This window comes from Bradyrhizobium iriomotense (assembly GCF_030160715.1).
Taxonomy (GTDB): Bacteria; Pseudomonadota; Alphaproteobacteria; order Rhizobiales; family Xanthobacteraceae; genus Bradyrhizobium; species Bradyrhizobium iriomotense.
On the sequence record NZ_BSOW01000014.1, the window covers coordinates 52065 to 64018 of the forward strand.

General features: G+C 65.3%; 16 protein-coding genes. 11 read left to right on the plus strand and 5 right to left on the minus strand.

Translation table 11 applies throughout. From position 1 onward, the window contains the following. Positions 1-32: 32 nt before the first annotated feature. Positions 33-560 carry a GNAT family N-acetyltransferase gene (locus QQL28_RS20560; protein ID WP_284268177.1) on the minus strand — a complete coding sequence of 176 codons (528 nt, stop codon included), beginning with the start codon at positions 558-560 and terminating at the stop codon, positions 33-35. Between the two features lie 234 nt (positions 561-794). Here QQL28_RS20560 and QQL28_RS20565 point away from each other — a divergent pair, with 234 nt between their 5' ends. From QQL28_RS20565 to QQL28_RS20615, 11 genes are all read left to right on the plus strand, one after another. After that, entirely contained in the window at positions 795-1391 is a 597-nt protein-coding gene (locus QQL28_RS20565) for a superoxide dismutase (RefSeq protein ID WP_284268178.1), read from the plus strand. Positions 1392-1655: 264 nt separating this feature from the next. Then, positions 1656-2267, plus strand: coding sequence for a permease (locus QQL28_RS20570; RefSeq protein WP_284268180.1), 612 nt, complete (start codon positions 1656-1658; stop codon positions 2265-2267). After that, on the plus strand, positions 2264-2764 hold the full coding sequence (locus QQL28_RS20575; protein WP_284268182.1) for a hypothetical protein: 501 nt from the start codon (positions 2264-2266) through the stop codon (positions 2762-2764). Before QQL28_RS20570 ends, QQL28_RS20575 begins: the two co-directional genes overlap by 4 nt. Positions 2765-3018: 254 nt before the next feature. Next, positions 3019-3255, plus strand: coding sequence for a hypothetical protein (locus tag QQL28_RS20580; protein ID WP_284268184.1), 237 nt, complete (start codon positions 3019-3021; stop codon positions 3253-3255). 2 nt (positions 3256-3257) lie between these two features. After that, the gene (locus QQL28_RS20585) at positions 3258-4013 is read left to right on the plus strand and encodes a metal ABC transporter ATP-binding protein (RefSeq protein WP_284268186.1); all 756 of its coding nucleotides are present in this window, start codon (positions 3258-3260) and stop codon (positions 4011-4013) included. A 6-nt stretch (positions 4014-4019) separates the two neighbouring features. Beyond that, the gene (locus QQL28_RS20590) at positions 4020-4886 is read left to right on the plus strand and encodes a metal ABC transporter permease (RefSeq protein ID WP_284268188.1); all 867 of its coding nucleotides are present in this window, start codon (positions 4020-4022) and stop codon (positions 4884-4886) included. Continuing rightward, on the plus strand, positions 4886-5755 hold the full coding sequence (locus QQL28_RS20595) for a metal ABC transporter substrate-binding protein (protein WP_284268190.1): 870 nt from the start codon (positions 4886-4888) through the stop codon (positions 5753-5755). The genes QQL28_RS20590 and QQL28_RS20595 overlap by 1 nt, the downstream gene beginning before the upstream one ends. A 54-nt stretch (positions 5756-5809) precedes the next feature. Continuing rightward, the gene (locus QQL28_RS20600) at positions 5810-6871 is read left to right on the plus strand and encodes a CobW family GTP-binding protein (RefSeq protein WP_284268192.1); all 1062 of its coding nucleotides are present in this window, start codon (positions 5810-5812) and stop codon (positions 6869-6871) included. Beyond that, positions 6871-7890, plus strand: coding sequence for a WD40 repeat domain-containing protein (locus QQL28_RS20605; RefSeq protein ID WP_284268194.1), 1020 nt, complete (start codon positions 6871-6873; stop codon positions 7888-7890). Before QQL28_RS20600 ends, QQL28_RS20605 begins: the two co-directional genes overlap by 1 nt. 30 nt (positions 7891-7920) lie before the next feature. Next, the gene (locus QQL28_RS20610; protein ID WP_284268195.1) at positions 7921-8637 is read left to right on the plus strand and encodes an MgtC/SapB family protein; all 717 of its coding nucleotides are present in this window, start codon (positions 7921-7923) and stop codon (positions 8635-8637) included. 81 nt (positions 8638-8718) lie between these two features. Further along, positions 8719-9051, plus strand: a complete 333-nt coding sequence (locus QQL28_RS20615) for a hypothetical protein (RefSeq protein ID WP_284268444.1) — start codon at positions 8719-8721, stop codon at positions 9049-9051. 103 nt (positions 9052-9154) lie between these two features. On the opposite strand, the gene QQL28_RS20620 is transcribed toward QQL28_RS20615, so the two are convergent. The 4 genes from QQL28_RS20620 to QQL28_RS20635 form a co-directional block, all read right to left on the minus strand. After that, a complete protein-coding gene (locus QQL28_RS20620) occupies positions 9155-10597 on the minus strand; it encodes a homospermidine synthase (protein WP_284268197.1) in 1443 nt (480 codons plus the stop codon). A gap of 48 nt (positions 10598-10645) precedes the next feature. After that, the gene (locus QQL28_RS20625; RefSeq protein ID WP_284268199.1) at positions 10646-11032 is read right to left on the minus strand and encodes a RidA family protein; all 387 of its coding nucleotides are present in this window, start codon (positions 11030-11032) and stop codon (positions 10646-10648) included. 88 nt (positions 11033-11120) lie between these two features. Then, entirely contained in the window at positions 11121-11291 is a 171-nt protein-coding gene (locus QQL28_RS20630) for a hypothetical protein (RefSeq protein WP_284268201.1), read from the minus strand. Positions 11292-11301: 10 nt separating this feature from the next. Then, a complete protein-coding gene (locus QQL28_RS20635) occupies positions 11302-11886 on the minus strand; it encodes a GNAT family N-acetyltransferase (protein WP_284268203.1) in 585 nt (194 codons plus the stop codon). Positions 11887-11954: the final 68 nt, after the last annotated feature.

The following is an 11954-nucleotide window of genomic DNA, read 5'->3' on the forward strand; positions in this document are numbered from 1 at the left end:
GCGCCCGCGCCAGCCCTCCGTTCACGCAGGGCTCACCACGGCAGGCCGCATAGGTCGATGGTGCCCTGGCGCGGCGCGCGGCCGAGGTCGAACACGAAAGGCGCCGTGTGATCGAACAGGATCCGGCCCTCTGGCTGTTCAGCGTAGACCTCGCCGGTGAAGGGGTGCCAGTTGCGCGCCTGATAGAACGGGAAATTGTGTGGCTCGCAGAACAAAAGAGCAAAACGCGCCGCCTCGTTGGCGCGCATGGTCTGGGTGGCGGCCTCGAGCGCCAGTGTCGCATAACCGCGTCCTCGGCAGTCCTCGCGCGTGCAGACTCCGCCGATGCCGCCGACATGCATCTTGTGGCCATTCCAGGTGATGGTACGGAAGTAGATGCCGACGTGGCTGGCAAGCCCGCCCGAGGGCTCCGCGATCAGGACGCGCAAATCGGGATTCGCCCATTTTATATGTCCCCAAGGCAGTTTCTCCACCACATCGCGCGGATAGACCGCCTTGAACAGCGGCTCGGCGATCGGCCATGAGGCGTCGCCGTTCAAAATGTCGATCTCGATGCTCATGGGTCCGCTTTCCTCTATCCGCGCGACGGCGCATTCGTTCTCTCTTAAAGGCTTCAAAGGCAATGATATTTTGCGTCGGTCCCGCAAGCCTGATGTTCTGGGCTGAATTTGAGCACTCAAGCCATGCCGCCGCACCATGCGGTTTCGAGAAATTCGCGGTATTTAACGGCGCAGGAACCTTCTATAAGGGGTGACCGTTAGAACACGTTCCCCACCAGTTGCGGACAACAACCCATGACCTTTACGCTGCCCCCACTCCCTTACGCCTATGACGCCCTCGGCCAGTATATGTCGAAGGAAACGCTGGAATATCACCACGACAAGCATCATCAGGCCTACGTCACCAACGGCAACAACGCGCTCAAGGGGACCGAATGGGAAGGTAAATCCCTTGAGGAGATCGTCAAGGGCTCGTTCGGCAAGAACCCCGCGGTGTTCAACAATGCCGGCCAGCACTACAACCACATCCACTTCTGGAGCTGGATGAAGCCCAATGGCGGCGGCACCAAGCTGCCGGGCAAGCTCGAGAAGAAGATCAACGAGGACCTCGGCGGTTTCGACAAGTTCAAGGCCGACTTCCAGGCGGCCGGCGTCGGCCAGTTCGGCTCCGGCTGGTGCTGGCTCCAGGTCAAGAACGGCAAGCTCGAGATCTCCAAGACCCCGAACGGCGAGAATCCGCTGGTGCACGGCGCCACCCCGATCCTCGGCTGCGACGTCTGGGAGCACTCCTACTACATCGACTATCGCAACCGCCGCCCGGACTATCTGAAGGCATTCGTCGAGAACCTCGTGAACTGGGAATACGTGGAGTCGCTGTTCGACAAGGCGTAATCATTTGGAGTCATTCCGGGCGCGCGAAGCGCGAGCCCGGAATCCATTTATCCGCTCGGGCTGACGCCCGATGGATTCCGGGCTCGGCGCTGGTGCGCCGCCCCGGAATGACGAAAGTAAAAGGGCGGCCGCTCACGCGGTCGCCTTTTTGCTGGGCGAACCAGCCCTGCGCAAAGCGCGCACAGGTCTGTCATCGTACTGTTTGCATCACTGGGGCGGTGCCCTTAATCAGGACGGGCATCCCACCCAGTCGACTCTCGCCCGTTGTCAGAACCTTCCCCGAACAATCCGGCGCCTGCCGAGGACGCGGAGTCCGCGCCGCGGCCGGGGCGCATCCGCAAGCCGATCGGCTGGTCGACGATCATCATCGCAGGCCTGGTGGCGGTGAGCGCGGCGCTGGTCTGGCGGCGTGACGGCACCGACGGCGTCCTCGACATCCTCACCCACGATCTCTCGCTGTTCGGCGGCATCCTGCCGCGCGTGCTCGCCGGCTGCCTGCTCGGGGCCTTCATCTCGGAGATCCTGCCGCACGAGAGGGTGTCGCGCTCGCTTGGGCCGAAATCCGGCCTGATGGGTCTTCTGATCGGCACCGCCTTCGGCGCAATCCTGCCCGGCGGGCCGTTCACCGCCTATCCGGTGGCGAGCGCGCTGCTCGCGGTCGGCGCCGATTTCGGCGCCACCATCGCCATGGTCGTGAGTTGGACCCTGATCGGTTATGGCCGGGCGGTTGCCTGGGAAATCCCGATCATGGGCACGGATTTCACGCTGTGGCGGATCGTGATCTCGCTGCCGCTGCCGGTGCTCGCCGGCGCGCTCGGCCGCTTCGTCTATGTCCGGCTCTATCCGAAGCCTGACGCCGAGGACGACGAGACATGAGTGCCGCGCTCCTCATCGATATCCTCTTGTGGGGCTCGGTGCTCGGCGTCGGCCTGATCGCCTTCCGCCGCGGTCCTCCGGTGTTCAAGGCCTCGCTGCGCGAGGGCTCGATGGATTTCATCAACATCGTGCCGCGCATTGCGCTGGGTGTGATCGGCTCCGGTTACATCGCCGCGATCATCCCGCAGGAAGTAATTACCGGCTGGCTCGGTCCCGACAGCGGCTGGCTTGGAGTGGCCACCGCCGTGGTCGCCGGCGCTGCCACGCCCGGCGGCCCCGTGATCGGCTTCTCCATCGGCACGGTGGCGCTGAAGTCCGGCGGCGGCGTGCCGCAGGTGGTCGCCTATGTCGTCGCCTGGGCGCTGTTTGCCTTCCAGCGGGTGATCCTGTGGGAAATCCCGTTCATGCCGGCCCGTTTCGTCTGGTTCCGCTGTGCCGTCTCGGTGCCGTTCCCGTTCCTGGCGGCGGCGATAGCCATGGTGATCGGCAAGCCGTGACCTTGCTTCACTTCTCCCGCTTGCGGGAGAGCATAGGCCGCCTTCGGCGGCCGTCCTCTCAGGAGACGCCGAGGCGAAGCCTCGGCTATGCCGAAGGCGCGGGTGAGGGCTCTCTCCTCTTGGGGGCTCTCGATTGCTGAGACACCCTCTCCCCAACCCTCCCCCGCAAGCGGGGGAGGGAGCGCACCGTCTGGGAGGTTCGCGGCCCGCCCCAAGCCGTGGACAGGAGTAATGTTATAATATAACGTTTCCGGATGGTTCCCGCCGCGTCCCACGCCCATCATCACGACCATTCCCATGACCACGCCCATGCGCACGATCATGCCCATGGGCACGACCACACGCATGCCCACGTCCACGATCCCGCCGCGCCGCATCCGGCCCAGGCCGCACCCTGGTCGATCCTGCGCATGACCATGGCCGGCCGCCTCGGGGCCGCGCTGGCCGTCTGCGCGGTGCTCTGGGGTGTGGTCTTTCTGGCGATGAGGTGACCATGGTGGGGCTCGGTTTCCACAACGTCACCCTCGGCTATGACCGGCACCCGGCGGTGCATCACCTCAAGGGCGAGATCGCGCCGGGGGCGCTTGTCGCGGTGATCGGGCCGAACGGCGCCGGCAAGTCGACGCTGCTGCGCGGCATCGTCGGCATCCTGAAGCCGCTCGCAGGCGCCATCCATCTCGGCGGGCTCGATCCGCGCGATATCGCCTATCTGCCGCAGACTGCCGATATCGACCGCAGCTTCCCGATCTCGGTGTTCGATTTCGTCGGCACGGGGCTGTGGCGTGGGATCGGCCTGTTCGGCGGAATCGGCAAGGCCGCGCGCACGAAGATCCTGGGCGCGATTGCAGCCGTCGGGCTGAACGGTTTCGAGAACCGCCCGATCGGCACGCTCTCGGGTGGGCAGATGCAGCGCGTGCTGTTCGCGCGCGTGCTGCTCCAGGATGCTGCGCTCATCGTGCTCGACGAGCCCTTCAACGCCATCGACGGCAAGACCACGGCCGATCTGCTCGCGCTGGTGACGCGCTGGCATGGCGAGGGCCGTACCGTGCTCGCTGCGCTGCACGATATGGAGATGGTGCGGGCGCATTTCCCGCAAACCCTGTTGCTTGCGCGCGGCCCGGTGGCATGGGGCGCGACCGCCGAAGTGCTCACGGCGGAAAACCTCATGGTGGCGATGCGAATGTGCGAAGCCTTCGACGACACCGCGGCGGCCTGCGCCGACGATGACGGGCGCTCGCAGGCGGCATGACGCACGATGTATGACGCGCTGATCGGCCCCTTCACCGAATTCGAGTTCATGCGGCGCGCGCTCGCCGCCGTGATCGCGCTGTCGCTCGCCGGCGCGCCGATCGGCGTGTTCCTGATGCTGCGGCGGATGAGCCTCGTCGGCGACGCCATGGCACATGCGATCCTCCCGGGAGCCGCGATCGGCTTCCTGCTCTCCGGCCTTAACTTGTTTGCGATGACCGCCGGCGGCCTGATCGCGGGCTTTGCGGTGGCGATCCTCGCCGGTGTCGTCGCGCGCTCGACCGGGCTGAAGGAGGACGCCTCGCTCGCGACCTTTTATCTGGCTTCGCTGGCGCTCGGCGTCACCATCGTCTCGATCAAGGGCACCAATATCGACCTGCTGCACGTGCTGTTCGGCAACATCCTCGCGATGGACGACCAGACGCTGCTGGTGGTGGCGTTCAACGCCACGATCACGCTTCTTGTGCTTGTGGTGATCTACCGTCCGCTGGTGATCGAGAGTGTCGATCCGCTGTTCCTGCGCACAGTGAGTCGCGCGGGAGGACCTGCGCATCTCGCCTTCCTCGCGCTCGTCGTCATCAACCTCGTCAATGGGTTTCAGGCGCTCGGCACCCTGCTTGCGGTCGGGCTGATGATCATGCCCGCCGGCATCGCGCGGTTCTGGTCGCGCGATCTCACCGCGATGATCTGCATCGCCGTCATCGCCGCTGCGGTGTCGGGCTATGTCGGGCTCGTGCTGTCGTTCCAGACGCGGATTCCCTCAGGGCCGGCGATCATCCTGGTGGCGACCGCATTCTATGTCGTCTCCGTGCTGTTCGGCAGCGTCGGCGGGCTGGTCCGGCAGATGTTTCCCGGCCGGCATCTGGAGGCGTGATGCGCCGCCTCCTGCCGCTCGTCGTTGCGTCGCTCTTGATCGCCTCGCCGCTTCAAGCAGCGGAGCGGCTCAACGTGGTCGCGAGCTTCTCGATTCTCGCCGATTTCGTCCGCAACGTCGGCGGCGACCGCGTCAACCTCACGACGCTCGTCGGCGCGGACAGCGACGTCCATGTCTATACGCCAGCGCCGGGGGATGCGAAGCGGATCGCGGACGCAAGGCTCGTCATCGTCAATGGCCTGGGCCTCGAGGGCTGGCTGCCGCGGCTCGTGCAATCCTCGGGCAGCAAGGCGACCGTCGTGACGGCGAGCGCCGGCATCGCGCCGCTCAAGCTCGGCTCGGATTCCGATCCGCATGCCTGGCAATCGATCCCCAACGCGAAAGCCTACGTGACCAACATCGCGGGCGCGTTGGCTGCAGCCGCGCCCGAGGATGCCGAGTTCTTCCGCGCCCAGGCCGAGGCCTATCTGGACAAGCTCGAAACGCTCGACCGCGAGGTGCGCGAGGCGATTGCAAAGATCCCGCCGGAGCGGCGCAAGGTGATCTCGACCCACGATGCCTTCGGCTATTTCGCCGCCGAATACGGTATTCAGTTCATCGCTCCGCTCGGCGTGTCCACCGAAACCGAGCCCAGCGCCCGCGATATCGCCGGCATCATCAGCCAGATCCGGGCCCAGAAGATCCCGGCGGTTTTTCTCGAAAATATCAGCGACGACCGGCTGATCCGGCGGATTGCCGCCGAGACCGGCTCAAAGGTCGGCGGGACCCTGATTTCGGACGGTTTGACGGGCGAAAAGGGGCCTGCCCCCACTTACATTGACATGGTCAGGCACAATATAAAGGCCCTGACCAGCGCGCTTGAGCATTAGGGCAGGGGCCACCCCGCCTCGCGTCGCGCGAAAAAGCCCGATTTCGGAGTAGTTATGTCTGAAGTGACCTCCCCCAAGATTCCTGAAAAGATTCCCGTAACGGTCCTGACCGGCTATCTCGGGGCCGGCAAGACCACGCTGTTGAACCGCATCTTGTCGGAGAACCACGGCAAGAAATACGCCGTCATCGTCAACGAGTTCGGCGAGATCGGCATCGACAACGACCTCATCATCGGCGCCGATGAGGAAGTGTTCGAGATGAACAATGGCTGCATCTGCTGCACCGTGCGCGGCGATCTCGTGCGCATCATGGACGGCCTGATGAAGCGCAAGGGCAAGTTCGACGCCATCATCGTCGAGACCACGGGTCTTGCGGACCCTGCGCCCGTCGCCCAGACCTTCTTCGTCGACGAGGACGTGCAGAAGAACGCGCGGCTCGATGCGGTCGTGACGGTGGCCGATGCCAAATGGCTCTCCGACCGGCTGAAGGACGCGCCCGAGGCCAAGAACCAGATCGCGTTTGCCGACGTCATCGTGCTGAACAAGACCGACCTCGTCTCCAAGCCCGAGCTCGCCGAGGTCGAGGCCCGCATCCGCGGTATCAACCCCTACGCGAAGCTCCACCGCACCGAGCGCTGCTCGGTGGCGCTCGCCGACGTGCTCGACCGCGGCGCCTTCGACCTCGACCGCATCCTCGACATCGAGCCCGACTTTCTGGAGGCCGATGATCATGACCACGACCATGATCATCACCACCATCACGGTCATGACCATCATCACCACGATCACGGCCACGGCCTGAAGCACTATCACGACGAGGAGATGCAGTCGCTCTCGCTCAAGACCGACAAGCCGCTCGATCCCAACGTGTTCATGCCCTGGCTCCAGAACCTCGTGCAGGTCGAGGGCCAGAAGATCCTGCGCTCCAAGGGCATCCTCGCCTTCCACAATGATGACGACCGCTACGTCTTCCAGGGCGTGCACATGATGCTGGAGGGCAATCACCAGCGGAAGTGGAAGGAGGGCGAGCCGCGCGAGAGCCGTCTCGTCTTCATCGGTCGCGAATTGCCGGAACGGGCCATTCGCGAGGGTTTTGAGAGCTGCATCGTCTCGTGATGAAAGAGTTTACGCCGGCCGCCGATTCACCCTCGATCGTCTCCGTCACCGACCGCGTCAAGCCGGTCGCGCTCGGCATGGCGGTGACCTCGGTGCATTTCCTTGGCTCGCGCGCTGCGTTCGTCGGCGGCGAGGAGAACGTTGGGCTGGTTGATGCCAAGGGTGAGGTCAGCACCGTCGCCGTTCACAGCGGCGGCATTCTCTCCACCGCCAGCGACGGCAAGCACCTGGTCTTGGGCGGCGATGACGGCAAGGTCGTCTCGCTCGACGCCAAGGGCGAGGTGACGCTGCTTGCGACCGATCCCAAGCGGCGCTGGATTGACGCGGTGGCGCTGCATCCGGACGGTGCCTTCGCCTGGTCGGCCGGCAAGTTTGCCTTCGTCAAGAGCGGCAAGAACGAAGAGAAGTCGATCGAGGTGCCCTCGACCGTCGGCGGACTCGCGTTCGCGCCTAAGGGGCTGCGGCTCGCGATCGCGCATTACAACGGCGCGACGCTGTGGTTTCCGAACATGGCGGGATCAGCCGAATTCCTGCCCTGGGCCGGCTCGCATCTCGGCGTCAGCTTCAGCCCGGACAACAAGTTCCTGGTCACCGCGATGCATGAGCCGGCGCTGCACGGCTGGCGCCTCGCCGATAACAGGCACATGCGCATGACCGGCTATCCCGGCCGCGTCCGCTCGATGTCCTGGAGTGCCGGCGGCAAGGCGCTGGCGACCTCGGGCGCCGACACCGTGATCCTGTGGCCGTTCGCGAGCAAGGACGGCCCGATGGGCAAGGAGCCGGCGATGCTCGCGCCCTTGCAGGCGCGCGTGTCAGTGGTCGCCTGCCACCCGAAGAGCGACATCTTCGCCGCCGGCTATAGCGATGGCACCGTGCTGATGGTGCGGCTGGAGGACGGTGCGGAGATCCTGGTCCGCCGCAACGGCACCGCGCCGGTCGCGGCGCTGGCCTGGAACGCCAAGGGGACGCTGCTCGCATTCGCCGACGAAAATGGGGACGGCGGCCTCCTCGAGCTTTGATCTGTCATGGTTCTCACCGTATAGGGGGCCATGCGGTTTCTGACGACCTTCCAGTTTGCTGACTTCGCCGACACGCTGATCAGCCTGTTCGCGGCCTTCGTGTTCGGCACGCTGATCGGTGCCGAGCGGCAGTATCGCCAGCGCACGGCGGGCCTGCGCACCAACGTGCTGGTCGCGGTCGGTGCGGCCGCCTTCGTCGATCTCGCCATGCAACTGACCGGCGCCGACGGCGCAGTGCGGGTGATCTCCTACGTCGTCTCCGGCATCGGCTTCCTAGGGGCCGGCGTCATCATGAAGCAGGGCATGGACGTGCGCGGGCTGAACACCGCGGCGACCCTGTGGGCCTCGGCCGCGGTCGGCTCCTGCGCCGGCGCCGACATGGTGGCGCAGGCCGCCGCGCTGACCGTGTTCATCATCGCCGGCAATACGCTGCTGCGGCCGCTGGTCAACGCCATCAACCGCATCCCGCTCAACGAGAAGACGTCGGAAGCGACCTATTACTTCAAGGTCGCGGTGACGACCGAGGCCTTGCCCGACATCCGCGACCGACTGGTCGAGAAGCTGGAAGCTGCGAAATATCTGGTGGCCGATGTCGACGTGGTCGAGATCGGCGACGATATCCCGGAGATCGTCGCAAAGCTGGTCGCGACCGCGGTCGATCCGAACGAGCTGAACGCCGTGGCGGTCGACCTCCAGCGCCAGCCCGGCGTCCGCCACGCCACCTGGGAAGTCAGCACCACCGACTGAGCCCGGTTCCGGGAGGCTGGCCTCCCGGAACTGCGGCCCCGCCATTTCGTTGATATCGCGAATGGACTCGTGGTGATCGAGATGGCCGGTAACGACAAGCGCAGACTTCAACGCGACCTGCTGATCGCCTGCCTGCTGTTCGCGTCGGGCGTCGTGATCTCCGGCCTGTCGCTCGCGCAGATCCGGGCCGAGAGCCGCATGCAGACCGCGCAGGCAACTCAGCCGCTGCAAGGCACGCCGGCGCCGGATGGTCAGAGCAAGATGCCTGCGGAATCAAAGCCCGGCGGCGACCGCCCCACCACCCCGGCGCCCGAGCCGGCGCGCCCCGATCCGCAGACTCAAGGCGCCGCCAAGCCGGTGCTGCCGCCGGCACCGCCTGAGAAGATTGCGCCGCCGATCAAGGAAAAGCAGTAGCGCCGCCACTTGCGTGGCATCACCCCCCGCGAAGCCGGAAGTCGCCGACTCCTTTGCATGGGGTTGTTTTCGATATTTTGGGGCGTCCAAGCGTAGTGCCGCCTCAGCGCACCAGGATGTTCCGGAACTGCCAGGGATCGCTCGTATCGATATCTTCCGGAAACAGGCCCGGACGATCCGTCAGCGGCGTCCAGTCGGTGTAGAAGCCCTTCACAGGGCCGAGATACGGCATCTGGATTTCCAGCAGGCGATCGAAATCCATCTCGTCGGCTTCGACGATGCCTTCGTTCGGGTTTTCCAGCGCCCACACCATGCCGCCGAGCACGGCGGAGGTCACTTGCAGGCCGGTGGCGTTCTGATAGGGCGCGAGCTTGCGGGTCTCTTCGATGGAGAGCTGCGAGCCGTACCAGTAGGCATTGTTGTCATGGCCGAACAGCAGCACGCCGAGTTCGTCGATGCCATCGACGATTTCGTTCTCATCGAGGATGTGGTGCTTTTCCTGCATCTTCGCGGCGCGGCCGAACATTTCATGCAGCGACAGCACGGCATCGTCGGCCGGATGATAGGCATAGTGGCAGGTCGGCCGATAGATCGCCGTGCCCGATGCGTCACGCACCGTGAAGTAATCGGAGATCGAGATCGACTCGTTGTGGGTGACGAGGAAGCCATATTGCGCGCCGCGGGTCGGGCACCAGGTACGCACGCGCGTGTTGGCGCCGGGCTGCATCAGATAGATGGCGGCGCCGCAGCCAGCTTCGTGGGTACGCGCATTCTCGGGCATCCATTTTTCATGGGTGCCCCAACCGAGTTCGGACGGCTGCACACCTTCCGACAGGAAACCTTCCACCGACCAGGTGTTGACGAAGACATCCGGCTCTTTCGGCGATTTGGAGCGCTGGGTGTCGCGTTCGGCGATGTGGATGCCCTTGACACCAGCCTGCCGCATCAAGTCCGCCCATTCGGCCTTGCTCTTCGGCCTGGGGGCATTGAGCTTCAGATCAGCGGCGACATTGAGCAGCGCCTGCTTGACGAAAAAGGAGACCATGCCGGGATTGGCGCCGCAGCAGGAGACGGCCGTCGTCGAGCCGGCGGGGCGCGCCCTCTTGGCGGCCAGCGTCACTTCGCGAAGGGCGTAGTTGGAGCGTGCTTCCGGGCCCTTCGAGGCATCGAAATAGAAGCCGAGCCAGGGCTCGTTGACGGTGTCGATATAGAGAGCGCCAAGCTCGTTGCAGAGCTCCATGATGTCGGTCGAGCCGGTATCGACCGAGAGATTCACGCAAAAACCCTGGCCGCCGCCTTCAGTGAGCAGCGGGGTCAGCAATTCGCGATAATTGTCCTTGGTCACGGCCTTCTGGATGAAGCGCACGTTCTGCTTCTCGCAATGGGCCTTGCGGCCCTCGTCCTTGGGGTCGATCACGGTGACGCGCGACTTGTCGTAATCGAGATGCCGCTCGATCATCGGCAACGTGCCTTTGCCGATGGAGCCGAAGCCGACCATGACGATGGGGCCGGTGATCTTCGCGAAGATCTGCGAGGTGGGGCTCATGGGATGGTTTCTCCAGAAAGTGCTGGCGGACAAATGGTGAGGGGGTGGTCAGGTGCGGCGCTTCGCGGTCACTTCGATCTCGACCTTCATCTCGGGCTTGTAGAGCCCGCTCACGATCAGAAGCGTCGCCGCCGGACGGATGTCGCCGAGCACCTCGCCACAAACGGCGAAATGCGCATCGGCCTCGCTGGCGTCGGTGAGGTAGTAGGTCGCGCGAACGATGTCGGCCATCTCGAAACCACCCTCCTTCAGGGTGGCCTCGATGGTCTTGAAGCAGTTCCGTGACTGGCTCGTGACATCGGCGGGCATTGTCATCGTCGTGTAGTCATAGCCGGTGGTGCCGGCGACGAAGGCGAAGTCGCCCTCGATCACGGCACGGCTGTAGCCGGCGGTCTTCTCGAACGGCGAGCCGGTGGAAATCAGGCGACGGGACATCTGATCGACCTCGACTGAAGGGGTGTTTGGCGGGGTTAAAGGGCCTTTCGCGGCCCTGCGCAACCCCCGAGCGCCCGGTGAAGGGAGCTCAGCGGGGCTGCTGCGTCGTATCCTGCGACGGCGGCGGCGAGCCGCTCCACCGCCGCACCAGGATGTCCCTGACGATCATGATCGCGATCAGGACGAACAGCACCGATGTGATCAGGCTGCGCAGGCGCGGGCGGGCATCGCCGCTGGATGCGGCCGGGGTCTTCGCCATGACGTTCCCCTCAGGCCGCGTGCGCGTGCGGACGCGCTGCGCGCCGTTTGGGCAGCGTCGCGCCGGTCGCGACGATCAAGCCGCTAGCGCCGTCCAGCGCACCGGCCTCGAATTCGAGGCCGAGCAGCCGCTCGCGCTCGAACGGGCCGGGCAGCGAAAGCGCGCCGGTCTTCTCGGCCGAGAAGCCGAAGCGGGCGTAGTAGGGGGCATCGCCGAGCAGGATCACGGCGGCATGCCCGCGCGCCCGGGCGGCGGCCAGCGCTTGAAGCATCAGCGCGGCGCCGATCCCGAGCTCGCGGCAGGCAGGATCGACCGCGAGCGGTCCGAGGACCAAAGCGGGCCTGCCTCCGGCGCTGACGTGCCACAGCCGCACGGTTCCCACGAGGTGTCCTTCGCGCACCGCAGCCAGCGCGAGGCCGGCGGCCGGGGCGCGTCCGTCGCGCAGGCGCTGGCAGGTGCGGCCATGGCGGTTCTCGCCAAAGCAGGCATCGAGCAGCGCTTCACGCGTCGCGACGTCGGCAGCACGCTCCGCACGGATCGCGAACGGAGCGGCTTTCGAGGTGAGGGCGACTTGTGGCTTCCGAAGAGCAGTCATGACACGTCAGTCCTCGCTTGGACCCGCGCACAAGCGTCCGCGGTCAAGCGTCGTCAGAAATCGAAATG